This window comes from Lactobacillus apis, from assembly GCF_003150935.1.
GTDB classification, from domain to species: Bacteria; Bacillota; Bacilli; order Lactobacillales; family Lactobacillaceae; genus Lactobacillus; species Lactobacillus apis.
Window position 1 is genome coordinate 270,001 of the sequence record NZ_CP029476.1, and the last position, 26,726, is coordinate 296,726.

General features: G+C 36.9%; 23 protein-coding genes, 2 tRNA genes and 2 rRNA genes (1 of these 27 running past the window's edge). 21 read left to right on the forward strand and 6 right to left on the reverse strand.

The features are described from left to right. The 7 genes from DKL56_RS01250 to DKL56_RS01280 form a co-directional block, all read left to right on the forward strand. A 23S ribosomal RNA gene (locus DKL56_RS01250) occupies positions 1 to 2,535 on the forward strand; it begins 373 nt to the left of the window's first position. A gap of 86 nt (positions 2,536 to 2,621) precedes the next feature. Next, positions 2,622 to 2,738 (forward strand): 5S ribosomal RNA (rrf, locus tag DKL56_RS01255). A gap of 11 nt (positions 2,739 to 2,749) precedes the next feature. Next, positions 2,750 to 2,822: transfer RNA gene (locus DKL56_RS01260), tRNA-Asn, on the forward strand. A gap of 166 nt (positions 2,823 to 2,988) precedes the next feature. Further along, a complete protein-coding gene (locus DKL56_RS01265; protein WP_109715125.1) occupies positions 2,989 to 3,993 on the forward strand; it encodes a mannose/fructose/sorbose PTS transporter subunit IIA in 1,005 nt (334 codons plus the stop codon). A gap of 18 nt (positions 3,994 to 4,011) precedes the next feature. Then, complete coding sequence (locus DKL56_RS01270) at positions 4,012 to 4,818, forward strand: PTS mannose/fructose/sorbose transporter subunit IIC (RefSeq protein WP_046306072.1); 807 nt, start codon at positions 4,012 to 4,014, stop codon at positions 4,816 to 4,818. A gap of 27 nt (positions 4,819 to 4,845) precedes the next feature. Next, positions 4,846 to 5,760, forward strand: coding sequence for a PTS system mannose/fructose/sorbose family transporter subunit IID (locus tag DKL56_RS01275; RefSeq protein ID WP_109715126.1), 915 nt, complete (start codon positions 4,846 to 4,848; stop codon positions 5,758 to 5,760). 3 nt (positions 5,761 to 5,763) lie between these two features. Continuing rightward, positions 5,764 to 6,126, forward strand: coding sequence for a DUF956 family protein (locus DKL56_RS01280; protein ID WP_109715127.1), 363 nt, complete (start codon positions 5,764 to 5,766; stop codon positions 6,124 to 6,126). A 122-nt stretch (positions 6,127 to 6,248) separates the two neighbouring features. Here DKL56_RS01280 and DKL56_RS01285 read toward each other — a convergent pair whose 3' ends face one another. Further along, entirely contained in the window at positions 6,249 to 7,619 is a 1,371-nt protein-coding gene (locus DKL56_RS01285) for an amino acid permease (RefSeq protein ID WP_109715128.1), read from the reverse strand. A 149-nt stretch (positions 7,620 to 7,768) separates the two neighbouring features. On the opposite strand from DKL56_RS01285, the gene DKL56_RS01290 reads away from it, so the two are divergent. After that, positions 7,769 to 8,320, forward strand: coding sequence for a GNAT family N-acetyltransferase (locus tag DKL56_RS01290; RefSeq protein WP_109715129.1), 552 nt, complete (start codon positions 7,769 to 7,771; stop codon positions 8,318 to 8,320). Positions 8,321 to 8,345: 25 nt separating this feature from the next. Here the strand turns inward: DKL56_RS01290 and galE are convergent, their stop codons facing one another. Continuing rightward, positions 8,346 to 9,338 carry a UDP-glucose 4-epimerase GalE gene (gene galE / locus DKL56_RS01295; protein WP_109715130.1) on the reverse strand — a complete coding sequence of 331 codons (993 nt, stop codon included), beginning with the start codon at positions 9,336 to 9,338 and terminating at the stop codon, positions 8,346 to 8,348. A 136-nt stretch (positions 9,339 to 9,474) separates the two neighbouring features. Between galE and DKL56_RS01300 the strand changes: the two genes are divergently transcribed. The 5 genes from DKL56_RS01300 to DKL56_RS01320 all read left to right on the forward strand — a co-directional run bounded on the left by DKL56_RS01300 (position 9,475) and on the right by DKL56_RS01320 (position 15,600). Further along, on the forward strand, positions 9,475 to 10,239 hold the full coding sequence (locus DKL56_RS01300) for an NADPH-dependent oxidoreductase (RefSeq protein ID WP_109715131.1): 765 nt from the start codon (positions 9,475 to 9,477) through the stop codon (positions 10,237 to 10,239). Positions 10,240 to 10,358: 119 nt separating this feature from the next. Then, a tRNA-Thr gene (locus DKL56_RS01305) sits at positions 10,359 to 10,431 on the forward strand. Positions 10,432 to 10,870: 439 nt separating this feature from the next. Then, positions 10,871 to 11,743, forward strand: coding sequence for a DNA/RNA non-specific endonuclease (locus DKL56_RS01310; RefSeq protein WP_109715132.1), 873 nt, complete (start codon positions 10,871 to 10,873; stop codon positions 11,741 to 11,743). 576 nt (positions 11,744 to 12,319) lie between these two features. After that, positions 12,320 to 14,683 (forward strand): alpha-L-rhamnosidase, encoded by a 2,364-nt coding sequence (locus tag DKL56_RS01315; protein WP_239440586.1) that lies wholly within the window; start codon positions 12,320 to 12,322, stop codon positions 14,681 to 14,683. Between the two features lie 170 nt (positions 14,684 to 14,853). Then, on the forward strand, positions 14,854 to 15,600 hold the full coding sequence (locus DKL56_RS01320) for an HhH-GDP family DNA glycosylase (protein ID WP_109715133.1): 747 nt from the start codon (positions 14,854 to 14,856) through the stop codon (positions 15,598 to 15,600). Positions 15,601 to 15,677: 77 nt separating this feature from the next. Here the strand turns inward: DKL56_RS01320 and DKL56_RS01325 are convergent, their stop codons facing one another. Beyond that, positions 15,678 to 16,442 carry a MerR family transcriptional regulator gene (locus DKL56_RS01325; RefSeq protein WP_109715134.1) on the reverse strand — a complete coding sequence of 255 codons (765 nt, stop codon included), beginning with the start codon at positions 16,440 to 16,442 and terminating at the stop codon, positions 15,678 to 15,680. Positions 16,443 to 16,570: 128 nt separating this feature from the next. After that, a complete protein-coding gene (locus tag DKL56_RS01330; RefSeq protein ID WP_109715135.1) occupies positions 16,571 to 17,533 on the reverse strand; it encodes a D-2-hydroxyacid dehydrogenase in 963 nt (320 codons plus the stop codon). A gap of 257 nt (positions 17,534 to 17,790) precedes the next feature. Here DKL56_RS01330 and DKL56_RS01335 point away from each other — a divergent pair, with 257 nt between their 5' ends. The 5 genes from DKL56_RS01335 to DKL56_RS01355 are packed head-to-tail and all read left to right on the forward strand — an operon-like array spanning position 17,791 to position 22,055. Beyond that, entirely contained in the window at positions 17,791 to 18,906 is a 1,116-nt protein-coding gene (locus DKL56_RS01335) for an SIS domain-containing protein (RefSeq protein WP_109715136.1), read from the forward strand. A gap of 10 nt (positions 18,907 to 18,916) precedes the next feature. Beyond that, positions 18,917 to 19,384, forward strand: coding sequence for a PTS sugar transporter subunit IIB (locus tag DKL56_RS01340; protein ID WP_074426337.1), 468 nt, complete (start codon positions 18,917 to 18,919; stop codon positions 19,382 to 19,384). 13 nt (positions 19,385 to 19,397) lie between these two features. Further along, a complete protein-coding gene (locus DKL56_RS01345; protein WP_074426338.1) occupies positions 19,398 to 20,189 on the forward strand; it encodes a PTS mannose/fructose/sorbose/N-acetylgalactosamine transporter subunit IIC in 792 nt (263 codons plus the stop codon). Then, a complete protein-coding gene (locus tag DKL56_RS01350; protein WP_074426339.1) occupies positions 20,179 to 21,012 on the forward strand; it encodes a PTS system mannose/fructose/sorbose family transporter subunit IID in 834 nt (277 codons plus the stop codon). The genes DKL56_RS01345 and DKL56_RS01350 overlap by 11 nt, the downstream gene beginning before the upstream one ends. A gap of 23 nt (positions 21,013 to 21,035) precedes the next feature. Further along, positions 21,036 to 22,055, forward strand: coding sequence for an SIS domain-containing protein (locus DKL56_RS01355; protein ID WP_109715137.1), 1,020 nt, complete (start codon positions 21,036 to 21,038; stop codon positions 22,053 to 22,055). A 59-nt stretch (positions 22,056 to 22,114) separates the two neighbouring features. Here DKL56_RS01355 and DKL56_RS01360 read toward each other — a convergent pair whose 3' ends face one another. Both DKL56_RS01360 and DKL56_RS01365 read right to left on the reverse strand, forming a co-directional pair. Beyond that, positions 22,115 to 22,888: a GntR family transcriptional regulator gene (locus DKL56_RS01360; RefSeq protein WP_109715138.1), complete on the reverse strand. Its 774-nt coding sequence runs from the start codon at positions 22,886 to 22,888 to the stop codon at positions 22,115 to 22,117. Between the two features lie 13 nt (positions 22,889 to 22,901). Further along, positions 22,902 to 23,597, reverse strand: a complete 696-nt coding sequence (locus DKL56_RS01365; protein WP_109715139.1) for a GntR family transcriptional regulator — start codon at positions 23,595 to 23,597, stop codon at positions 22,902 to 22,904. Positions 23,598 to 23,770: 173 nt separating this feature from the next. Here DKL56_RS01365 and DKL56_RS01370 point away from each other — a divergent pair, with 173 nt between their 5' ends. The 3 genes from DKL56_RS01370 (at position 23,771) to DKL56_RS01380 (ending at position 26,582) form a co-directional block, all read left to right on the forward strand. Next, positions 23,771 to 24,199, forward strand: a complete 429-nt coding sequence (locus tag DKL56_RS01370) for a PTS sugar transporter subunit IIA (protein WP_109715140.1) — start codon at positions 23,771 to 23,773, stop codon at positions 24,197 to 24,199. Positions 24,200 to 24,213: 14 nt separating this feature from the next. Beyond that, positions 24,214 to 24,996 carry a PTS mannose/fructose/sorbose/N-acetylgalactosamine transporter subunit IIC gene (locus DKL56_RS01375; protein ID WP_109715141.1) on the forward strand — a complete coding sequence of 261 codons (783 nt, stop codon included), beginning with the start codon at positions 24,214 to 24,216 and terminating at the stop codon, positions 24,994 to 24,996. Positions 24,997 to 25,583: 587 nt separating this feature from the next. After that, positions 25,584 to 26,582, forward strand: a complete 999-nt coding sequence (locus DKL56_RS01380; protein WP_109715142.1) for an NAD(P)-dependent oxidoreductase — start codon at positions 25,584 to 25,586, stop codon at positions 26,580 to 26,582. The last annotated feature ends 144 nt before the right edge of the window (positions 26,583 to 26,726 follow it).

The window sequence follows — 26,726 nt, forward strand, 5'->3', positions numbered from 1 at the left end:
CGAAATCCAAGAGACGCCGAGCAGAATCCTGAGTAGGTCGGGACACGAGGAATCCCGATTGAAGCAGCGAGGACCATCTCGCAAGGCTAAATACTAAATTGTGACCGATAGTGAACCAGTACCGTGAGGGAAAGGTGAAAAGAACCCCGGAAGGGGAGTGAAAGAGAACCTGAAACCGTGTGCCTACAAGTAGTCAAAGCCCATTAAAGGGTGATGGCGTGCCTTTTGTAGAATGAACCGGCGAGTTACGTTAATTAGCGAGGTTAAGTCAGAAAAGACGGAGCCGGAGCGAAAGCGAGTCTGAAGAGGGCGAGATAGTTAGTTGATGTAGACCCGAAACCAAGTGACCTACCCATGACCAGGTTGAAGGTGCGGTAAAACGCACTGGAGGACCGAACCCACGTAAGTTAAAAATTGCGGGGATGAGTTGTGGGTAGCGGTGAAATTCCAAACGAACTTGGAGATAGCTGGTTCTCTCCGAAATAGCTTTAGGGCTAGCCTGGTGCGAGGATGATAATGGAGGTAGAGCTCTGTTTGGATGAGGGGCCCATCAAGGGTTACTGAGTTCAGATAAACTGCGAATACCATATATCAAAGCACTGGAGTCAGACTGCGAGTGATAAGATCCGTAGTCGAAAGGGAAACAGCCCAGATCACCAGTTAAGGTCCCAAAATCTATGCTAAGTGGAAAAGGATGTGGAGTTGCGTAGACAACTAGGATGTTGGCTTAGAAGCAGCCATCATTAAAAGAGTGCGTAATAGCTCACTAGTCGAGTGACGCTGCGCCGAAAATTTACCGGGGCTAAGCATAGTACCGAAACTGTGGATGTGTAGTAATACACGTGGTAGGAGAGCGTTCTAAGTGCGGCGAAGCTTAATCGAGAGGATAAGTGGAGCGCTTAGAAGTGAGAATGCCGGTATGAGTAGCGCAAGATAGGTGAGAATCCTATCCGCCGAAAGACTAAGGTTTCCTGGGGCAGGCTCGTCCGCCCAGGGTAAGTCGGGACCTAAGGCGAGGCCGAAAGGCGTAGTCGATGGACAACAGGTAGAAATTCCTGTACTGCGTTAGATCGTTAATAGCGAAGGAGGGACGCAGGAGGCAAAGAACGCATGGTGCTGGATATCCATGTTTAAGCAATAAGTGTAGATAAGAGTTAAATGCTTCTATCTAGAAAGCACAAGTTGTGATGAGGAGCGAAATTAAAGTAGCGAAGGTTCAAGAGTCACACTGCCAAGAAAAGCTTCTAGTGAGAGCTAACGTACCCGTACCGCAAACCGACACAGGTAGTCGAGTGGAGAACACTAAGGTGAGCGAGAGAACTCTCGTTAAGGAACTCGGCAAAATAGCCCCGTAACTTCGGGAGAAGGGGTGCTGGTGTAAAAGCCAGCCGCAGTGAATAGGCCCAAACAACTGTTTATCAAAAACACAGGTCTCTGCAAAGTCGAAAGACGACGTATAGGGGCTGACACCTGCCCGGTGCTGGAAGGTTAAGGAGAGTTGTTAGCGTAAGCGAAGCAACGAACTGAAGCCCCAGTAAACGGCGGCCGTAACTATAACGGTCCTAAGGTAGCGAAATTCCTTGTCGGGTAAGTTCCGACCTGCACGAAAGGTGTAATGATTTGGGCACTGTCTCAACGAGAGACTCGGTGAAATTATAATACCCGTGAAGATGCGGGTTACCCGCGACAGGACGGAAAGACCCCATGGAGCTTTACTGCAATTTGATATTGAGTAGCTGTTAAACATGTACAGGATAGGTAGGAGCCAGAGAAGATAGCACGCCAGTGTTATCAGAGGCAATGTTGGGATACTACCCTTGTTTGATGGCTGCTCTAACCAGGACCTCTAAGCGAGGTATGGGACAGTGTCTGATGGGCAGTTTGACTGGGGCGGTCGCCTCCTAAAGAGTAACGGAGGCGCCCAAAGGTTCCCTCAGAATGGTTGGAAATCATTCACAGAGTGTAAAGGTATAAGGGAGCTTGACTGCGAGAGCGACAACTCGAGCAGGGACGAAAGTCGGGCTTAGTGATCTGGTGGTACCGCATGGAAGGGCCATCACTCAACGGATAAAAGCTACCCTGGGGATAACAGGCTTATCTCCCCCAAGAGTTCACATCGACGGGGAGGTTTGGCACCTCGATGTCGGCTCGTCGCATCCTGGGGCTGAAGTAGGTCCCAAGGGTTGGGCTGTTCGCCCATTAAAGCGGCACGCGAGCTGGGTTCAGAACGTCGTGAGACAGTTCGGTCCCTATCCGTCGTGGGCGTTGGAAATTTGAGAGGAGCTGTCCTTAGTACGAGAGGACCGGGATGGACATACCGCTGGTGTACCAGTTGTCTTGCCAAAGGCATAGCTGGGTAGCTAAGTATGGAAGGGATAAGCGCTGAAAGCATCTAAGTGCGAAGCCCCCCTCAAGATGAGATTTCCCATACGAAAGTAGTAAGACACCTCAAAGACTAAGAGGTAGATAGGCTAGGAGTGGAAGAGCCGTGAGGTTTGGAGCGGACTAGTACTAATCAGTCGAGGACTTGACCACAAGCTTGAGCGATCTGGAAGAGAGCGGATAGGTTTTTCAAAGAGGATTATATTTAGTTTTGAGTGTAAAAGCTCAAAGGAAAAAAGTACGGTGGCAATAGCAAGAAGGAAACACCTGTAACCATGCCGAACACAGCAGTTAAGCTTCTTCACGCCGAGAGTAGTTGGTGGGAGACTGCCTGCGAGGGTAGGACGCTGCCGTGCTTTTTTAATATTCCGGCTTAGCTCAGTTGGTAGAGCGCTTGACTGTTAATCAAGATGTCGTCAGTTCGAGTCTGACAGCCGGAGCAAAGTACAAGAAAAGAGGATCTTTATTGATCCTCTTTTTGTTGTACTATATTTTTATTAAATAAATAATATTATAAGATTAGAATGTGATGAGCCTGCGGTTTATAGCTCTTTTTTAGGTGTATAATGTAAATGGATACATTTTATCTAAAAGGAGGAAAAGCTCATGGTAGGAATTGTGTTAGCCAGCCATGGCGGTTTTGCCGATGGAATTGCGCAGTCTGCGCAAATGTTATTCGGAGAACAAGACAATTTTGCTCATGTTATTTTGTCGCCTGATGAAGGGCCGGAAGATATTAAGAGCAAGATGGAAGATGCAATTGCCTCATTTGATGATTCGAATGAAGTGTTGTTAATTGTTGATCTTTGGGGTGGGACACCGTTTAATCAAGCAAACGGTTTACTAGAAGATCATGAAAACTGGGCAGTCGTTTCTGGTATGAATTTACCAATGGTTGTTGAAGCATTAACGCAGAGAATGACCAATCCTGATCATACTGCAAAAGAAATTGCCACTGCTATTATTGAACCTGCTAAGGATGGCATTAAAACTAAACCAACAGATTTAATGCCAAAAACTGAAGCTTCAGTTCAAGGTGGTGCAGGTGTAGCTAAACCTGCAAAATCTATTCCAGAAGGAACAGTAGTTGGTGATGGACACATCAAGTACGTTCTAGCTAGAATTGATTCACGTTTATTGCACGGTCAAGTTGCTACCGGTTGGATACCAGCAATGCATCCTGATCGCGTTATTGTTGTTTCAGACAGTGTTGCTAAGGATGAGATGCGTAAGAGCATGATTCGTGAAGCTGCACCTGCTGGTGTTAAGGCTCATACTGTTCCAATCAAGAAAATGATTGAAATTGCAAATGATCCTCGCTTTGGTAATACTCATGCATTATTACTGTTTGAAAATCCTGAGGATGTTCTAACAGTTATTAAAGCTGGTATTGACCTTAAGACTATCAACGTGGGTTCAATGTCTTATAAAGTTGGTGATGTTAACGCTAATAACGTCTTGTCAATGAATCAAGACGACGTTGATACTTTCCGCGAACTTGAAAAAATGGGAGTTGAGTTCGACGTACGGAAAGTACCAACTGATAAAGGCGGTAATATGGACGCAATTTTGAATAAGGCGCAAAGCTTGTTGGATGAACAAAAGAAATAAAAGAGTAGGAGCAAAAAAATGAACGCTATACAAATGATCTTAGTTGTTCTAGTTGCCTTTCTTGCAGGTATGGAAGGTATCTTGGATCAATGGGAATTTCATCAACCACTAGTTGCTTGTACACTAATTGGATTAGTTACTGGACATCTAGATTTAGGAATTATCTTGGGCGGATATTTACAAATGATTGCCCTTGGTTGGGCTAATATTGGTGCCGCAGTTGCACCTGATGCTGCATTAGCCTCAGTAGCTTCAGCTATTATCTTGGTTCAAAGTGGTCAGGGCACCAAAGGAATTGGTATGGCTACAGGTATTGCTATGCCTTTAGCTGTTGCCGGACTATTTTTAACTATGATTGTACGTACTATTTCAACTGGTATTGCGCATATCATGGACGCTGATGCTAAAAAGGGAAATTGGCGCAAAATTAATATGTGGCAATGGGTTGCTGTTTGCTTGCAAGGATTAAGAATTGCTATTCCAGCTGCTTTACTGCTAGCTATTCCAGCATCTACTGTTAGATATTGGTTAGGTTTAATGCCAGCTTGGTTAAGTGATGGTATGTCACTCGGTGGTGCTATGGTCGTAGCTGTTGGTTATGCAATGGTTATTAACATGATGGCTAGCCGTGAAGTTTGGCCATTCTTTGCAATTGGTTTTGCTTTAGCTGCTATCAAGGACCTAACTTTAATTGCATTAGGTGCAATTGGTTTGGCTCTTGCCGTAATGTACTTAGCTCTTGAATCTAAGGGTGGTAATGGCAACAAGAGTTCAGATAATGAAGGTACCGGCGATCCACTCGGCGATATCATTGACGACTATTAAAGTGATATTTAAGAGGAGGATTTTATTATGGCTGATCAAAAAATCAAATTAAGTAAAGCCGACCGCTTCAACGTGATGTGGCACTCACAATTTTTACAAGCATCATGGAACTATGAAAGAATGCAGAACGGTGGTTTTGCATATTCATTAATTCCTGCATTAAGAAAGCTATATCCAAACAAGGATGATATGTCTGCAGCACTTGAACGTCACTTAGTTTTCTTCAACGTTCACCCTTACCTAGTTTCACCAATTTTAGGTGTTACGCTTGCTTTGGAAGAAGATAAGGCAAACGGTGCTGAAGTTCAGGACGAAGCTATTCAAGGTGTTAAGGTCGGAATGATGGGACCTTTGGCTGGTGTCGGTGACCCAGTATTTTGGTATACAGTTCGTCCAATCCTTGGCGCTTTGGGAGCATCAATGGCTATCCAAGGTAACCTTTTAGGACCTATTTTGTTCTTTGTACTTTGGAATGTTATCAGAATTGCCTTTATGTGGTATACACAAGAATTTGGCTATAAAGCAGGTTCTGCAATTACTAATGATGTTTCTGGTGGTCTTTTACAAAAGGTTACCCGTGGTGCTTCAATGATGGGTATGTTTGTCCTTGGTTCGCTAATTGAACGTTGGGTAAACATTCAATTCACGCCAATAGTTTCAAAAACACCGCTTCAAAAGGGTGCGTACATTGATTGGAACTCGATTCCTGCTGGGGCAAAGGGAATTCAACAGGCTTTGATCGATCAAAGTAATGGATTATCGCTTACTAAATTCAAGGTAACCACTTTACAAAACAACTTGGATACCTTGATTCCTGGTTTGGCAGGTTTGCTGTTAACTTTTTTATGTATGTGGTTATTGAAGAAGAAAGTTTCACCAATCGTTATTATTATCGCTATCTTTATTGTTGGTGTTCTACTACACGTTTTACACATAATTTAAAAAATGGTTGAATCACAGAATACCAAAGTAGATTTGACGACTGACGCTACGTGGTTTCGGGCAGTTGCTTCATATGGCAACATCATGGTTGGAAATAAGGCAATCGAATTTTATAATGATCGCAATCTTTCTGACTATGTCCAAATACCTTGGAATGAAGTTACTTATGTAGTGGCTGACGTTCATTTCAAAGGGAAGTATATTCCGCGATTTGAAATTAGAACTCGCACTAGTGGAACATTTATTTTTACTACTAAAAATAATAAAAAGACATTACGGGCAATCCGTAACTATGTTCCGGCTGATCATATGCGACAGGCATTGAGTCTATGGCAAAATTTAAAGCGAAGATTTACACGTAATTAAAAAAGTTCCTAAGTAGATATCCACTTAGGAACTTTTTCTATTGGTTTTTAGTAAATGAGTTGATTTTACCCTCAATACGTAAATAATCACGAACTTTATCACGTAATTCAGTTACTGCTGCTTCAGCACGCTTTTTCTTTTTGCCATATTTTGGTTAAAGCGGATAAGAGAATAAAAATCAAAATAGCCGCAACCATTGATACACGATTATTTGGCAAGATGAGTAACAAAATAATTATCATGATAAAAAATAGTAAGGTTAAATAATCCAAATAAGGAAATCCTGGCATTTTGAAATCACTTAATTTGGCCTCTGGGGTCTGTTTGCGATATGCAATGTGCGTCAGTAGCATTAAGCACCAGATTATAATAAACATGCTGGTAGAAGTAGAAGAAATGAAATTAAAAGCCTGGTTGCCAATTAAGATAATGACAAAGGGTGCAAGAGCCATTAGACAGGCGGATAAAATCAAACCGTTTTGAGGTAATTGTCTTCTTAAATGACCAAAGGTCTTGTTCCACTTGCCTTTTCCATTAAAGGTAACAGAAAAAAGTAATCGTCCCGCACTATACAAAATACTATTGGTTGATGAAACGGCCGCAGAAATCACAACGAAATTAATGATTGAGCCAGCGTTACGAATTCCAGTTGCTGCAAGAGTCTGTACAAAAGGACTGGAACTAGTTGAAACCTTATTCCAAGGAATAACAATTAGAATTGCAACAATTGCTAAAACATAAAATAAAATAATTCGTAATGGAACTTCATTAATTGCTTTCTTAATTGTGACTCTAGGATTTTGTGCTTCGGCTGCCGTCAGGCCAACTAATTCAACGCCGACGAAACTAAAAATTACCATTTGAAATCCAGCGAAAAAGCCGGAACCGCCTTTGGCAAAGAAGCCACCATTATTAGTTAAATTTGCGAAAGTTACTGGTCCAAAACTGGTTTTTCCACCAGTAATGGTCAAATAAGCTACCAAAATGACAAAAGCAAGCACAGTGACAATTTTGATGATTGCAAAACTAAACTCTAGGTTTCCAAATAGGCGAGCAGAAAGTAAGTTAATAAAAAGCAGGATAGCAATTGTAACCAGACCTGGAATCCAGGTTGCCAAATGTGGGAACCAATATTGAAAATAGATTCCTAAAGCTGTCATTTCAGCCATTCCTAGCGTGACCCAACTAATCCAATACAGGTAACCGGAAATAAAACCGATATTTTTACCTAAATATTTCTGAAAAAAATCAATGTAGGTGTGCTTGGATAGGTCAGAGACAATTAATTCACCTAGAGCCCGCATCAATAAAAATAAAAAAATACCGACAATCATGTAAATTAAAATGACGCTTGGACCGGCCATTCTAATACTGTTGCCGACACCCAAAAATAAACCCGTGCCAATTGTACCGCCTAGTGCAATTAACTGAATATGGGCATTGGTTAAGGTTCGTTCATAACCAGAACTATTATTTTCGTTTTCGTCATCCATCTAATCACTCCAAATTCTAGATATGTATTTTTATACTACAATAATCGATTATAGCACTAGTTTAACTACATTGAATTATTAGCATTAAAAAAAGATGGAAACAGTAGTATCATGGAATAAAATAGATAGGTAAAAGGAGTGTTATAGAAATGTTTACAATTGCTAAGTTTTTGTTTGCTGGCCAAGAAATAGAGTTAGTTTTACCTGAAATAAAGCATGCACAAGCGCTATATGAAATTATTGTTCACGATCGAGTAGAACTGGCACGCTTTTTACCATGGGCTGATAAAATTAACGTAGTTGAAGATGAAATAGATTTTATTAAGCAAATGCGTAGGGAAACCGCAGAGTATAAGAAACTTGCTTTAGTAGTTCTAGTTAACGGCGATGCGGCTGGAATGCTTGACCTCCATAATATTAAATTGAAAAATCAAAGTGCGGAAATAGGCTATTGGTTGGGGCAAACGTATCAGAAGAAAGGAATTATGACTCAAGCAGTTAAAAAGCTGGTTGAAGTATCCTTTAATCAATTAGGATTGCATCGACTTAGCCTATTGGCTGACCATGAAAACAGGGCTAGTTGCGCAATAGCGGAAAGACTTAATTTTGCCCATATAGCATTATTACCAGATGAAGTAAAATATCATGGTGAGTTTCGAGATATGGAGTTGTATACCTTAATAAACAAAAACAGCTTATAGTAGCTATATACTATAAGCCGTTTTATTACTTGTCTTCGTAACCATTGGGATGTTTTTGGTGCCACTGCCAAGCACTTTCAATGGCCTCTTCTGCACTTTCATGTTGCGGTTGCCAATTTAAGACGGATCTTGCCTTGTCTGAATTAGCAATTAAACTGTCGGGATCTCCGGCTCTTCGTGGTCCGATTGTATAAGGAATATCTATTCCGGTAACACTACGAGCTGCTTGTAAAATTTCAAGATTTGAATAGCCATGCGCGGTTCCCAAATTGAAAACATCTGAATGACCAGTTTTCATTAAATATTGAAGCGCTAAGATATGAGCGTCGATTAAGTCGTTTATTTCAACGTAATCGCGCACGTTAGTACCATCCTTAGTATCGTAATCATCACCAAAAATAGTAAATTCTCCGTCTCCAGTAATAGCACTACGTAGAATATTAGGGATTAAGTGCGTCTCAGGTCCATGATCTTCACCGAAATTACCGTCTGTTGAAGCTCCTGCGACGTTAAAGTAGCGAAGAGCAACAGACTTAATACCCTCAGATTTATCTGCCCAGTGCATGATTTTTTCCATCATTGCCTTAGTATCACCATAAGGATTAATTGGATTTAGAGGCGAATCTTCTGTAATTGGTAACTTCTTGGGGATGCCATAAGTTGCAGCACTTGATGAAAAGACAAGATACTTAACTCGTGCATCTTTCATAGCTTCTAAAAGGGCAATCATACCGGAAACATTATTATCGTAGTATTTAAGTGGCTTTTTAACAGATTCAGGTACAAGTGAGTAGGCAGCAAAGTGCATCACTGCGTCAATTTTTTCTTCACGTAAAATCTGACTGACTAAGAATTTATCTTCGATATCACCTTGATAAAACTTTGCCTTGGGATTAACAGCTTTTCGATGGCCTGTGTAGAGTGCGTCAAGGACAACAACTTCATAGCCTTGTTCAACTAAATGCTTGACGGCAATTGAACCAATGTAGCCGGCCCCGCCAATAACTAATACACGCATAATTTCCTCCATTAATACTTTTATAGACAGTTAAATTCTAGCATAGTGCAAGAGAGGTTGCTGAAATATTTCTGCTATAATGTTTTATATAGCAAAGTAAAAAGTTAGTCAAAATAGTATGGAAAGAAGTAGTCAAATGATTCATAATGCAACAATTGATCAACAAGTCAATCATCGATCGATTCGTAAATTTAAAGATCAACAATTAACTGAGGAGCAGTTAACGACTTTATACACAGTTTTTCAACATACTGCGACAAGTTTATTTATGCAAAATGCAACGCTTTTACATATTACTGATGAAACTAAACGAGCAAAAATTAGAGAATTGTGCGGGCAAAAATATGTTGGTGCACAAGGAGATCTCTTTATTTTTGTAGTTGATTTATACCGAAATCAACAAATTCGGCAGCAGTTAGGTAAGGATGATGGTCGCCTTCACACTACTGACATCTTTTTCCAGGGGCTGGATGACACACTGCTTGCTTGGCAAAATGTGGCTAATGCTGTGGAAAGCATGGGCTTAGGTTACGTGCCACTTGGGACAATTAATGATCATCCGTTGGCGATGTTAGATGTATTGGACTTGCCTAAACTGACTTTTCCAGCTTTAGGGATGCAAGTAGGTGTGCCTGACCAAGATCCGCAATTAAAACCACGTTTGCCACTAAAATTTACTACCTTTGAAAATGATTATCCACGTGATTTTACTGTGGATAATTTGAAAGATTACGATCAAGTTGTCACAACTTATTATGATTTGCGTGATACAAATAAACGAATTGACTCATTTACTAAACAAATTACGGGTGAAAAGTTAAATACAAAGGCAATTGACCGTGATGAGTTACCTGAACTTTTACACAAGCAAGAATTGTGCCTAGACTGGAAATTAAACTAAAATTTGATTTTTGTGGAAAAATTGCCAGTAGCTTATGTAGTCTACTCTAAATAAGAAAAGTCGTGCATTCAATTGCACGGCTTTTCTTGTTCTGGTATAATTTATACGTTGTAAAAAGCGCTGATTTAGCTCAGTTGGTAGAGCGTTTCCCTCGTAAAGAAAAGGTCGCCAGTTCGATTCTGGCAATCAGCATACTATTATATAATTAACTTTGATAAGTCTTGATTACTGGCGTTTTATGTTAGTAGTCAAGACTTTTTTATTTAGAATTTGTGGACAAAAATAGCACACGTTTTATAAAACGTGTGCCAAATTTTTTAAGGTAAAAAACGTCTGTTAGAAATAGCGCAGTTAAGGATTACATTGTTAAATAGCAGGTTTTAGCACTACATATAGTATTGCACTGAGATAAAGTTGTGATATATTGTGGTTATCAAGCGAAAAGCTAGTTTACTATGTACATATTATTTATGCAGAGATATTTTATGACGTACTAAATTTATAAATCAGCGTATTAACTGCTCAGTAAGTCGATTAGATGGTCTTGATAAGTTTTATATACTACGGAAAGTCATTAGAATGCACTAATAATAAATAAAGGTGCTGATTTTAAAAGGAGAAGTCTAAACTAATGAAATATAGAAAAATTTTAACAACATTTTTAGTTGCGATTGGATTAATAGCAGGATATCAAACCACAAATGATGCAACTTTAACAGCTACAGCGGCTGGGACCGAACAGATAACTAAGGCAAGTAAGCCAAAAGAGATAAAGCTGTCACCCAATAAAACACAAGCGGCATTTATAAAGCCATGGTCATATCAAGAGGAAAGAAAACTAAGTCTGATGGAATTGGATAATTTAGGCCGTGCCCAAGGTAGTCACATTCAAGTAAAACGCTCAGAATTGCCCACCGAACCCCGTGCACCAAGGCTAACCGTTAACCCAAGTGGCTGGCATAATTATAAAATTGAAACTACTAAGAATGGCAAACCATATACTGCTTGGGCTTTTAACAGAGGACATTTAGTTGGTTACCAATTTTCAGGCTTAAATGATGAAAAGCGTAACTTAATTACAGAGACGGCTTACTTGAATCAAGGATCTACTACTGGTATGGACGATACTAATTCAAAGGCAATGCTCTATTATGAAAATCTTTTACGCAAGTGGATTAATGAGCATCCCCAAAGTAAACTCGACTATGCTGTAATTCCTTTATATTATCAAGATGAATTAGTTGCCCGTAAAGTGCTATTAAGCTTTGTGGGCGTTACTCCGGCAAATCGACAAACTAAGATTAAGTTGCCTATAAGTGGACTAAAAATGAAGGGTAAAGTAACCCAAGTAATTTTAGATAATGACTCGCCGCTGCTAGACATAGATTATCTTACTGGTGCTGCTACAGTTCTTAATAGTGAAAAATACTTACGGCGCGAAGCTATTCGACAAGAAAGTTTACGTCGTGCAAAAGAAAGTAACGACACTAATTTTGAAAACTAGAAATGTTTTTTGAAATAGACTTGGAATTCTAATAACTAAATGGTTCATTTAAATTACTGTGCAGTGCCTTGTTGGATATTGGTAGTAAAAATAAAATCCGCAATCATATAAAATAATAAATTCTTATGGTGGCAGAAATAAAAAGCAAGTTTTGAAATGGTCCTCGAATTTGGGGGCTATTTTTATGGCTAAATTATCTACGCAAGATAAAATTGAAATCTATCAGCTTGGGTAGGAGGACTGCTTTCAATCACCTTTCCTGGAAAAGTATCTGAGCAAAATATTTAAAGACAAAATAATTGTCGGTGGGTACATTACTTTGGGAGTTACTTTCTTACTGGGAAGAATTGTCAATAACCTTATTTTAATTGGTATCGTCGCTGTCCTTTCACATAAATATGAATTTCATAGGGTGGTTTATAACCCTGTAGTATTAAATTTGCTTCACATTAAAGTTCTTTTACTTTTGGGTGTGTATGTTGCTTTATAATTGATATTATTTGTATACTGTCAAATCTAGGTAACAAATTTAGGTAAAGAAGTTATGTCTAATTCTGTAAAAGAGGGCTAGTAAAAATGATTAAGAACAGTGAAGATAAATGGTTAGGAAAATGGATAAGTTCAGACTTTGCTGAGGTTAGTAAAGAGCCAGAGTTTTCTTTGGCTAACATGTTTAGTGGTAAAAAAGCACCGATTCCACAGCCTGTTGATGAAAGACTACATGCGCCAATAGTTTTCAAGAAAATTTTTAATATAGAGAAAACTATTAATTCTGCAAAACTAGAGATTACTGCACAGGGTCTGTATCAAGTATATTTAAATGGGCAAAAAGTTGGTGATGCCATTTTTACTCCCGATTATACGCAATACCAAGAATATTTACTATATCAAACATATGACGCAAAAGATTTATTAGTCAGTGGGCAAAACGTGTTGACAGTAGTTGTAGCAGATGGTTGGTATGCAGGTAGAATAGCTGTTTCTGGCGAAAGCTGTCAGTTTGGTGAGCGATTAGCCTTATTGGCAGATCTAACTGTTGAATATAAAGATCACAGCTATTTAAAAATTGGCACTGATTCGTCTTTTACTGTTGATACCGGAAAATGGCGTTATGCAGATGTTGTTATCGGTGAAAAGCAAGATCTGCGTATTAAAAATAAGCTAGCTACTGATACTCCTTTTGCTAAGAGAGCAGAAGTGATTGATGCAGATTATGAATGCTTATCCCCACAATTTGGTCCGCTGGTAAAACGAATGCAAACTTTAAAAGTAAAAAAGATTTGGCAAGAAGAAAACAAGCTAGTAGTTGATTTCGGTCAAGTCATAACGGGACGGATTCGGATAACAGCAACTTTTAAAAAGGATGTTGACATTAAGATTGAACATTCTGAAGCCTTAGATCAAGATGGTCATTTCTTTAAAAATATTATTGGCCGTAATAAGGATCAAGAAGATCATGTGATTGGAAATGGTAAATTGACAACTTTTGAGCCTGATTTTACATATCATGGCTTCAGATATATTAGGATTACTGGCCTTGAGCAAGCAGATATTCAAGATTTAAATGCCATAGTTATTTTTAGTAACATGAAAAGAACTGGTGAAATAAGTACTTCTAACCAGCAAATAAATCGTTTACTACAAAATATTAAATGGAGTCAGCAGGGAAACATGTTGTCTATTCCAACTGACTGCCCGCAGCGTGAACGTGCTGGTTGGACTGGAGATATGCAAGTCTTTGCACCAGCTTCTACTTTTTACTACAACACGGAAAATTTGATCCGTCGCTGGCTAAAAAACGTTCGGATTGATCAGCAAAAAGACGGGGAAATTATTGATTACTCACCAGCTCCAGCTAGTTTTTATCAAAGCACGTTGGATTTTAAAGGCAGCCTAAGTTCAGCCGGGTGGGGCGATGCAATTATAATGGTACCGTGGACTTTATATCAAAGATATGGTCATAAAGAGATTTTGACCGAAAATTATGCTGCCATGAAGAAGTGGCATAATTATAGCGTCAAAAGTGCTGCCGGCGATAAGAGTGGCATTAATCGCTACATTTGGGACACTACATTTCATTATGGTGACTGGATGCTCCCAAGTATGATGATTGGAGATCCTAATCCAATGAAAAGTGCTACAGCAACTAAAGATGTGGTTGCTACCGCTTTTCTGGCTCATTCTGCGGATCTTCTTGCTAAAATAAGTAATGTTTTAGGTGAAAATGGTGACGAATATACTGCCTATGCCAATAAAGTTAAGCAAGCATTTGTTGAAAAATTTGTCAAAGAGGGAAGATTAACCAGTGACTATCAGGGATGCTACGTTCTGGCCTTAGCATTTGATATGATTAGTGATACTAATACGAGAAAAAAACTACTAAGTAGATTAGTGGAATTAATTCATAATAATCATGATTGCCTGGATACAGGGTTCGTATCTGTTCCTTATTTGTTGGATGTATTAGTTGATAATGGAGAAACTGATTTAGCCAGAAAGGTTTTTCTCCAAAATAAATGTCCGTCTTGGTTATATGAGGTTGATCATGGTGCAACAACTATTTGGGAATCTTGGGCAGGAATTCAGCCAGATGGCAAAACAGGAACATTTTCGTTCAATCACTATGCAATGGGCTGTGTCCTTGACTGGTTTATCAGAAAAGTTGTTGGTTTAAATGAGATTAAGCCCGGATTTAAGGAAGTAGAAATTAAGCCTCAGATAAAAGGTATTGTTGATGACTTCCAAATGAAATATTTGAGTGAAAATGGCTTGTTTACAATAAAATTATTGAATGGTAAATATGAATTTACTATTCCTGAGGGTTGTAAAGCGATAGTGTATCTTCCAGATTCTGCTAGCTTTTTAAAGAAATATCCCGAAACCAAAGCTCAAAATACCGGAATTGTTGTAAAATCGGGTACTTATCAATGGGAATACTAAAGCAATAAATAAAGAATTAAAGTTATTCAAGAAAATCATTCCACTAGAGCATCCACGTTTTATTACACCGTACTATCCTGTGGATGAAGAAAAATATTTGGATAAGTATCTAAAAGCTTTGAAAAGTTAGCAAATATTAACTGGTTGTAAAGAAATGAGGTTAACAATATATGTCTGATGTAATTCTTGAAAAAGCAAGACTAATTTATCAAAAGTATCAGAATGGTGAATTTGGTGATACTAGTCTGCCAGAGGATACTAATCCAGGCCTTGATTCTAGTTCGAATGAAAATGCACTTTATTTCACTTTGCCAATGGCTTTAAATTCTCAAAGAAATTCTTATACTTTGTGGGAAAGTGCCCTAAAAACATATGAAGATTCTGAAACGAATTTTGTCTTTTCACCTAATAAAGTCATAAATGCTGATTATGAAGAAGTGCAGGAAGCCTTAACCAAGTATAGACTTGCACTGCAAAGGAATAAGCAAACCAATATCTGGCTTAAATTGTGTCAGACATTCACTGATTTATCTGATGGTAATATTATCAATTTTGCCAGAAATTTAGATGATGATGTGAATAAAATCAGATACTTTATGCAAAAAGAAGCTAAGAAAAAATTTCCTTATCTGTCTGGAACCAAGTTGTGTAATTATTGGCTGTATGTTCTTAGCAATTACACTGCAATTCCTTTGAAAAACACTAACGATATATACATCGCTGCTGATCGTCATATAATCAGAGCTAGTTACAAATTAGGTTTGATTACTAAAGAACAAATGGAAAGCTCAAAAGTACAAACTTATGTTATTGATGCCTGGGCGAAAGAACTGCAGGGAACTGAATTTGTCCCAACAGACCTGCAAAATCCATTGTGGTTATGGAGCAGAAACAGTTTTAAGAATTTAGAATCCTGACTGATAATAGAAAATAAGGGTAATGTAAGCTAGAAGCCTTCATTACCCTTATTTTTTCTTGTTCTTAACTTGATGAATTATGCATAGTAATCAATGATTGTTTTCAACGTTTTCGCAGCTTCAGGATTGCCAGTGCCTTCTTCATAGTACTTACTAAAACGTTCGTCACATATGTACATCTTGGCGAGATTCTTATGTGCCTCTGCAGAATATTGGTCTTTTGGCCATAATGTTAGTAAATACTCTTTGTGTAAATCAAACAGATGTTTAGCAGCAGGTCGCTTGATATCAGTAGTATTAGCCAAATTTTTTAGTTCAGTTAAAATTTCAGTAGATAATTCTTTGAAATGTGAAAATTCATTTTCTGATAGAGAATTGAACTTTTGATTGCTGCAATCTATTTGGGCGTCGCCATACTTTTCTCTAATTTCTGTACCGTATTGCTTTTCGTTATTCTTAATTACCTCTTTTTTTAGTGTGGCAAATTTTTCAGTGTCTGTCATTTGTGTTTCTCCTTTCATTGTTGCAAGTGTCTTGTCCAAATTCTTAATCAAATCATCCAGATATCGCTGCTCTGCAACTAATTTGCTACGCTGACTTCGTAAAACTTGATATTGAGTTTCTGGTGAAGTTTGCATAACTTTTTTAATTTGCTCTAGTGGCAGGTCAAATAGCTTTAAGAACAGTATTTTTTGAAGTTGATCAACTTCGGCTTCTTCATAGTAGCGATAATTATTTACAGGGTCTCTGCGCGCTTTTAAAAGTCCCTGTTTATCGTAGTACCGTAAAGTTCGTGTTGAAATGCCAGCTAGTTTTGCTAGTTCATTGATAGAATATGACATGGTTAAAATCTCCTCACTTGCAAAATCAAGTATATTGGTTGACGTAACGTCAAGGTCAAGTACGGAATTAATTTTTTATCAATAAAAAACCAGTATTCTGATTAGAATACTGGTTTTTGTTATGGCGTCTAGTTTACTACATTTAGTTTTTCGCCATTTAAAAAGGCCTGAAGATTATCAACGACGATTCCTAAAAGACGATTGCGAGTCTCACGAGGTGCCCATGCAATATGAGGGGTAATGTAGCAGTTTTTAGCAGAAAGAAGTGGGCTGTCAGCTGGAATTGGTTCTTTTTGAACGACATCAACTCCGGCAGCAGCAATCTTGCCACCATTTAACGCATCTGCAACATCTTTTTCACTGATTAATCCGCCACGTGCTGTATTAATCAAGATAACGCCGTCTTTCATTTGACTAATTGCTTCTTGATTTATCATTTCTGTGGTTTCTGGAGTTTGCGGAACGTGTAGGCTAATAATGTCAGATTGTTGGTATAGTTCTTCCATGCTAACTTGTTTTACATAATTAGGTAAATCTGTTTTAGGACGGTGATTATAAAAGATGATGTTCATAGAAAAAGCATGACCAATTTCGGCTACTTTTTTGGCAATACTACCAAATCCAATTAAGCCAAGAGTCTTGCCCTGCAACTCCATTAATGGTTTAGCCCAAAATGTGAAGTCAGGATTGCTACTCCAGCGGCCATCATGCACAAGTTGATTGTGTAGTCCAACGTGGCTGGTAATTTCAAGTAGTAGGGCAAAAGTAAATTGAGCAACTGCATCAGTGCCGTATGTAGGAATATTGGTTACTGGAATGTTAGCTTTTGTTGCAGCTTCAGTGTCAATTACATTGTAGCCTGTTGCAGTTACACCAATATATTTGAGATTAGGAGCAGTAAAAATCACATGATCGTCAAGGGGAGTTTTATTGGTCAAAACGATTTCGGCATTACTAATTCGCTTTAAAATTTCATTATCGTCGTTTACTGGAGTTCGATCATAAAAGGTGCAGTCACCCAATTCTTTGAGAGGGGACCAGTCAAGATCACCAGGATTTAACGCATAGCTATCTAAGTTTACAATTTTCATTTCTCAAACCTCTTTAATTATCAATAATATATATTTTACTATAATCTGCTAAAAACAATCGATTAGTCTAATCGTAAGTCACTTTTTGTATCTACATACTTTTAACTACTACTGCTAGTGCTGAACAACTTAATTATATTTTTATTTACCAGAAAAAAACTTTTTAGAAAACGCTTGCAAAAGTATATGGTAGTGGTATAGTGTATTTTATAAATGGTATATATTAGAAACCAATTTAAAGGGGTGATAATGTGAGAATGCAAGATTATGTTAGATATTCTTCAACAAAATTACATCAAAATTTTCAAAACCGGGAAGATTTAATAAGACCAGTTGCTAAGCTATTTTTCCAAGAAGATTATCAAAGCGTTACATTAGTTGCATCAGGATCTTCATATAATTCAATGCTCATGGTTCAAGATGCATTGCAATATTTTATTCATTTTCCAGTTTATTTATACACACCGGAGCATGTTTTAGAATACGGACTTACTGGATGCGGAAAAACAATGTTATTTGTAATTTCTCAAAGTGGTTCATCTACCAATATTATTAACTGCTTGAAATATCTAGAAAAGGAAAAAATACCTTCAGTTTCCTTAACTGGCAATGTAGACAGTCAAATGGCTAAGTATTCATATAAGATTTTTGATTATGGTCCAGGTAATGAGTATGTCGACTTTGTTACAACAGGTGTTCAAACTTTAATTGAATATTTCATTCTTCTAGGCTGTGAAATTAGTCATCTAAATCAAGAACAAAAAGATAACTTTTACACCCACTTAGAGGAGTCTATTAGTTATCAAAACGAGCTGCTTGATAAAGCTGAAAAGTATATTTCAAAAAATCATTTTAGTTTTGCAATGGAAAGTCCGACTTTCTTTTGTGGTAATGGACCCAATTATGGTGTTGCTAAAGAAGGAGCATTGAAATTTCAAGAAACACTCAAAAGGCCGTCAATGTACTATGAACTGGAAGAATTTTTACATGGTCCTAATATGCAACTGACACCGAATTATACAGTTTTCTTGTTAGACGACAGTAAGAGTAATAAAAATTCACGATTTAACGAGGTTTTTGAAGGCTTAAAAGAAGTGACCCCTAATGTCTTTTTTATAACTGATTCAGAAAATAAAGCTGATGATGATTATAGGGTTTTTAAAGCAAGACAGAATGAAGATTGGATTTTAAGTCCATATTACTCATTACCTGTGATCCAATTAATTGCTGCAAAGATGTCAGATGAACTTGGTACTTGGGACACACACCCGTACTTTACTAAATTTGAAAAGAACATTGAAATTAAAACCAGTGATTATGATCAAGAAATCGATCAAATAAGAAGAAAATGGGAAGCAGAGAATAATAAATAGGAGGTTCAAAATGATAAAAATGGTTCGAGTTGACTATAGGCTGTTACATGGTCAAGTTGCATTTTCATGGACGCAAGCTCTTGGGGCAGATGCTTTATTACTAGTTAGTGATACTGTAAAAAATGATCCATTAAGGATGAAAGCACTACGATTGGCTAAGCCTGCAGGCACAAAAGTTGTTATTAAAACTAGTGATGAAGCGATTCAACAAATTAAAAGCGGTGTAACAGATAAATACAAACTATTTATTATTTGTGAGACATTGCCAATAGCTTCCAAACTAGTTAAAGAAATTGGAGAAAAAGCAATTAATTTGGGAAATATGCCTTTTGCTGAAGATAAAGAACAGGTAACAAAGAGTATTTTTTTGAATAAAGAGGACAAGGAGTTAATAAAAGAGTTGGCAGATCAAGGAGTTGATTTATTTATTCAAATGGTGCCTAGTGAAAATAAAATTGACGCTAAAAAATTCATATAGGAGGTGTTAGAACTTGATACTTAAAACATTTCTGATTTTTCTTGTAGGATTGCTTGGCTATTCAGAATGGTTACTTGGAACTAGCTATTTACAAAGGCCAATTATTCTCGGACCTTTAGTTGGCTTAGTTCTCGGCGATTTACAAAATGGCATTATTATGGGTGCTACTTTAGAACTAGCAATGATAGGAGCAGTATCAGTAGGAGCCTATGATCCACCAGACTTGGTATCAGGCTCAATTATAGGAATTTCGTTAGCAATTGAAACCCATGCAGCCCCTGCCGCAGCTTTAACTTTAGGAATTCCAATTGCGGCAATTATGCAAGCATTAGGGTTAGCAACAGGTCAACCATTAATGTTGGCATTTATTCATCGCTGTGATAATGCTGCAGAAAAAGGAAATACAAGGGCATTAACTAGAAATATGTTGATAGCAGGTTATATTCAAGATTGGCCGGGAATAGTTTTTATTCCACTAGCTTTTTATTTCGGGTCATCTACCGTTGCTAAGTTATTAAATATCATCCCTGCTTTTATTCAAGAAGGAATGAATGTCGCAGCCGGGTTACTGCCTTTATTAGGCTTTGCAATGTTAGCTCAAATGATGATGAATAAAAAAGTAGTACCATTTTTCTTTTTGGGCTTTTTCCTAGTCGCATATGCCGGAATATCAACTACAGGTGTAGCAATTTTTGCAGTAATTATGGCTGCTATTATGTATGTCTTTTTTGATAATTCAAAAGAAACAGAGAACACCGGAAAAAATGAAGTTGTACAGGAAGGCGATGGATTCGATGAATTTTAATATAAAACCTACATATGACAAAAAAATAAACAAGTCCGACTTAGTAAAGCTGTTTTGGCGAAGTATACCTTATGAGCATTCTTGGAACTATGAGCGTATGGGAAACGTTGGCTTCGCTTGGGCAATAATGCCTATTTTAAAGAAACTATATCCTAAAAAAGAAAATTTTGTCCATGCATTGAAGCGTAATTTGGAACTATACAATATGACGCCCTATATTGTTACTCTTCCATTAGGAATTTCTGTCGCTATGGAAGAAGCTAATGCGACAAATCCTGAATTTGATGAGAGCTCTATTTCAGCCGTAAAGTTAGCTTTGATGGGGCCTTTATCTGGCATTGGTGATTCTTTTTTCTGGGGTACATTAAGAGTTTTGGCAACAGGAATAGGAACAACACTTGCTTTAAAGGGAAGTATATTAGGACCAATTCTATTCTTCTTGGTATTCAATATACCTCATTATATTTTGAGATATTATGGAACATTTTTAGGATATAGCTTAGGTTCTAATGTTATTAACAATGTGGAAAGTTCGGGGGTGATGGATAAGATTACTAAATATGCTTCGATGATTGGAATGATGGTTGTCGGAGCTATGACGCAAGAAATGGTAAATGTAAAGTTTATTACAAAAATTGGAGTAGGTAAGAGTGCATCGACTGTACAGTCACTACTTGATGGAATATTTCCTGGTATTGCTACATTAGCTCTATTTGGAGTGACTTACTGGATGTTGAAGAAGAAACTAAATCCATTAATGATTATGTTGATAATACTACTAGTAAGTATTGCGGCAACGTATTTTAAGATTTTGGGTGCCTAAATAGGCAGAGAAAGGAAAATAAAATGACACTATTAAAGAATTTTGACGTAGAAAAATATCTACAAAACGGTAAAGATGTATACTCACAGAGAACAAATATTGAAAAATTGGCTGATAAGCTTTCTAAAAAAGATTATCAAAATATTGTGATGATAGGTGTTGGGGGAACCTGGATGGAATGGTATCCTGTTGCAGAGTATTTACACCATCTATCTGATTTCCCAGTTTATTTGGAGAATGCTGGCGAATTATTAGTAAAAAAGGACATAAACTATCTTACTGATAAGTCACTTGTTTTAACATCATCTGATTCTGGAGATACTAAGGAAATTCTAGATGCCGTTAAGTATTGTAATCAAAAAGGAATAGATGTTTATGGCTTCACAAAAAATCCAGATTCAGCTTTAGGCAAGCTCCTAAAGGAATCAATCAATGGTTCACTAGCTGAATGTGAAAATGCATATTTAATGTACTTTATGCTGGTTTTAAGAATTTACCAAAACTGGGGATATTATAAGGACTACAGCCGCTGGGCAGATCAAATGCAAAACCTGTATCCAAATCTTTTACGTTTTAGAGAAGAATTTGAAGATCGTGCACAAAAAATTGCACGTAAATATCATGATGCACCACTTACAATGACTGTTGGTTCTGGCATGCTTTGGGGAGAAACATGTATGTTCTCAATGTGTATCTTAGAAGAAATGCAATGGGTGCGCACACGTCCAGTTACTTCAGCAGATTTCTTCCATGGTGCTTTAGAACTAGTGGATGACTCTTTACCAGTATACTTGATTAAGGGTGAAGATGAATATCGTGCACTAGATGAGAGAGTTGAGCGTTTTTTACCAAAGCATACAGATAATTATGAAGTCTTTGATACTAAAGACTTTGTTTTTGAAGGAATAGATGACGATTTCCGTCAGATTTGTTCTCCAATGATTATTACTTCACTCTTAACCGATCGTCTTGCTTCATGGTATCAACAATACACAGGGCATGACCTTAACTTCCGTCGATACTATCGTCAATTTGACTATTAGAAATATCAAAAAATCGTAAAAGGCTATCCTTTTACGATTTTTATTTTTTGAAAGTAAGTTTAATATGTTTCTTTGACACCTAGAATTCCCCCCAAAGTGAATTGCAAATGGAGTTCATCAGAGACTAGATAACTTTCGGTGTACTCAACGGCATTATTTTGTTCGTCGTAACCAAGATAAACAATGTAATAAAGTAGAGAACCCTCATCAGTTTTGAGCAGTCTTGCTTCCTTTTTAAGCGCTGGAACAACTTGGATAAACTGAGAAATATGAATCGGACGGTGGTTCTTTGAATCCATATAATCGTACAAACTAACGTTTTTAAAATCAACTTCGAGTGCACCAGGAAATAAAGCAGCCGGCAAATAATTGTATTCTATTGCAAATGGATTATCTTCTATTTGACGAATTCGGTGTAAAGCAAAAACTTGATCATTGTTTGTTTGTTCAAGTTTGTCATTAAGGAATGCATTATTACTAATTATTTCTTTTCCAATAACTTCATTAGAAAAATGAATGCCATTTTTGGTCAGGAGCTCTGAAATACCCGAGTTTGAGTTTTTATCAGTAAAAGATAAATTGAAATACACATTTTCTTTATCAACATTGGAAGATGTAACGTAGGTTCCGCTACCTTGTTTGCGGTATAGCAAACCTTTTTCGCGTAAGGCATCAATGGCTTTTTTAACTGTCATTCGATTAACGCCATACTGAATAGCTAAATCACGTTCACTAGGTATTTTAGAACCTGGAAGAAATTCTTTACTTAAAATCTTCTTTTCTAATAAATTTTCTATTTGAATGTATAAGGGTGCATGGAAAAGGTCGTTCATTTTTGTGTGTTCCTTATCTATCTATTTGCATTAATAAACTATTTTCCGGAATTTTTTTGGAAATAAAATAAATGTGTGTGTCTTCTATATAAAACAAAGAAGTACGCTCCAAAACTTTGCTATGGGTAGGTAATTCTAAAATTGCAGCCTCTTCATCTGTTATGACGTCAATAGACAGATTTTGATACTCTTTTAGGTTTTTACCTTTCTTTTCTTGAAGTAGTAATTGCCAAAAGGAAGAATTATTTAATTTTTTCAAATCAACACTCTTGGCTAGTTTTTCAGGGACATACACATAATCAAGTGATAAAACTCTTGAAGAATTATTTTCAATAATAGTTCTTTTATATACTAGTAAACGAATTTTTGTTGCTAAAGGAACTTTAAGCTTCTGAGCAATCTTTTTATTAACTTCTAAACAAGTGTTCTTAACTATACTGTTATGAACTTTACATACTGACTGCTTGCCAAAAATATCCAACCAGTCATAGTCTTCTTTAGGGCTATTAATTTCATAACTATTTGAGTTAAGAGAAATGACACACTTATTCAAAAGTATATCTAATGCTTCTCTGATAGTATTTCTGGATACAGAATACTGCTCAGCAAGTTTTCTTTCTGATGGAATAGAATTTACATATTTTTTTTGCGAAATTTGAAATTCGATATCTTTTGCGATTAATTCGCTCTTGTTGATGATATTGAACATTTTAATAAATCTTCCTTGACAAAATTATTTAACTTAATCTTAGCTTAAGATTACTACGATATCAATTGAGAACTGTACTTATATCTTTGTAAAGCGTTTACACAAAGCTACAGTAGTGGTATACTTTTTTTATTAAATGGATTATAAAAAGAACCAATTAAAAGGAGGTACAAATGACAAAATTAGTAATAGCCACGCATGGATATTTTTCAAAAGGACTAAAAATGTCTGTAGAACTTATTATGGGCAAGCAAGAGAACTTATATGCAATTCCAGCTTATACAACAGAGTGTCTTGACTTTCCTAAGGCTATAAAAAAGATTATTGAAGAAAATGAAAAAGAAGACATTGTATTTGGGACTGATATAGCTGGAGGAAGTGTAAATAATGATTTACAAAAGATCACAGCTTCTAACGATAAGCTTCACTTAGTTGCTGGAATAAACTTGCCGTTTATATTGCAATTTTTAACGTCTCCAAATCAAGATGTTTCGAAGCTGATTGATGATAGCATTAATGCTTCTAAAGAAGGAATAATCAACTTTGATAATGTAAATACAGAAACTACATCTAATGAAGTGGATGAGTTTGATAGCTTTTAGTAAGTGTGAACATTATGATAATAAAAACAATTTTAATCTTTTTGATTAACTTTTTAGGATATTCTGAATGGCTTTTGGGAACAAGCTACTTACAGCGACCAATTATTCTGGGGCCACTTGTCGGTCTTGCATTAGGTGACTTACAAGATGGAATTGTAATGGGTGCTACACTGGAATTAGCGATGATTGGAGCAGTTTCAGTTGGTGCATATAATCCCCCAGACCTAATTGCTGGAACAGTATTAGGAATTTCTCTTGCAATAGAGTCCCACGCCAATGCTGCTGCTGCTTTGACTTTGGGAATACCAATTGCTACCGTTATGTTGGCTTTAAACACTGCAATTGGCCAACCGGTAATGTTAATGTTGATTCATCGTTGTGACAAAGATGCTGCTAATGCAGATACGAAGGCATTAACAAGGGATATGTTACTTTCCGGATGGGCACAAAATTGGCCAGGAATTTTGTTTAATCCCTTAGCATTTTACTTCGGTGCTTCTACTGTAGCTAAATTTTTAAATATAATTCCCCAATTTGTTCAGGATGGAATGAATGTTGCAGCGGGGTTACTTCCATTACTTGGTTTTGCAATGTTAGCACAAATGATGATGAACAAAAAAGTTGCTGCATTTTTCTTTCTAGGCTTTTTCTTAGTTGCATATAGTGGGATGTCAACAACTGGTGTAGCGATTTTTGCTGTGATCATGGCGGCTATTATGTATGTATTTTTTGATAAAGATTCATCAAAAGCAGCCCCTGCTGTAGAAGAAATTGATGACGGATTTGATGAATTCTAAATTTAATAAATCTAAAAAGATAACTAAAATAATTTAGTTATCTTTTTTATCGCATCAACATATAAAATATATTTTACTATAATCTGCTCAAGTAAAATTAATTTTGCAACTAAATTGACAGTACTTTTAGATAATTCCCAATTATATAGTTTTACTTTCTAGCAGATATTTTTAGGCTAAACATAAACAAACCTTTGTAGTGAAATAACGCAAATATTCAAAAGCAGCAAGTTTATCAATTAAAATCAGTGTATAGCTTCCATCTGAGTGGTTATCAATTAGTACCACTTTAGGTTCAAACTTGGTTAAGCAGGCTGCATACAATAAGACATCATGGTAGTATAGTTCTAATAAAGCTATTTTATTCAGTTGATTAATTTGGTTCTATATATTAATGCTATATTTGATTAGCGTTTTACTGATGAATTACGTAACATTAGGTACAATTGTTATTATGATTGCTACACCAACAGCGCAGGTATTGCTTTTGTTTCGGAAATTATAGTAGTTGCAGCAATGTCATTTTTGATTGCTTTTCTAGGTGTTCTTAGTCAAAGCAGTATATTTAGTTAATAAGGAGGACTTTAATGTTTAGAGTTGTAGCATATGGTGTGCGAGAAAACGAAGTAGAGTATTTTAAAAAATTAAATAAATATGATTATGATTTACAACTGGAATCAGAATTATTAACACATGAAAATATTGAAACTGCCAAGGGTGCTGATGCGGTTTTGCTCAGAGCAAATTGTGAGGCGGACGATATTAATTTGGCAAAGCTAAATGATTGGGGTATCAAGTATGTTTTCACTCGAACAGTTGGCTATAATCATATTGATTTAAAGGCAGCCGCTAAATATGGGATGGAAGTTGCACGAGTTCCTGCATATTCACCATATGCAGTAGCTGAGCTAGCAATGACATTAGGAATGATGCTTTTTCGGCATACGGCTTTGGCAACAAGCATGACTGAACAAGGTAATTTTAGTGTTTCAACTGCAACTTTTTCAGGTGAAGTTCATTCCAGTACTGTTGGAATTGTTGGCACTGGGCGAATTGGTGCCACTGAAGCTCAACTATATAGTGGCATGGGGGCTAAGGTATTGGGCTATGATCCTTATCCTAGTGATTTTGCAAAGCAATATGTTACTTTCGTTAGTCAGGATGAGCTATTAGAGAAGTCTGATATCGTTTCAGTTCACGTTCCTTATTTTCCTGGGCAAAATGATAATTTAATTGATAAGGGATTTCTAGCTAAAGTGAAAGAAACCGCTGTTCTTGTTAACACTGCACGTAGTGAATTAGCGGATTATGCTGCAATCACTTCTGCAGTTAAAGCCGGCCATATTGCAGGGTTTGCAAGCGACGTTTTACCAAATGAAGCAGAAGTCTTGGGACACAACTTTAAGGGCAAGATTACGGACGAAACAACTAAAGCACTAGTTGATTTATATCCACGAGTTTTATTAACCCCACATATTGGTTCATATACCAGTCCGGCTTTGACTGACATGATTGCAGTTAGCTATGATAATTTCCACCAAGCTATAGAGACTGGCAAAACAGACAACGACGTTAAATTAGATTAAAGATAATATTTAAACTCCGTATTAATCAAAGATTAGTTGATTGCTATGGAGCTTTTTTGTTAACTGAAATTCCGAAAAAGAGACTTTTTCATAAAAACAAAACTGTTTAAAAACTAATTGAAATAAACCGCTTTCTTTGCTAAG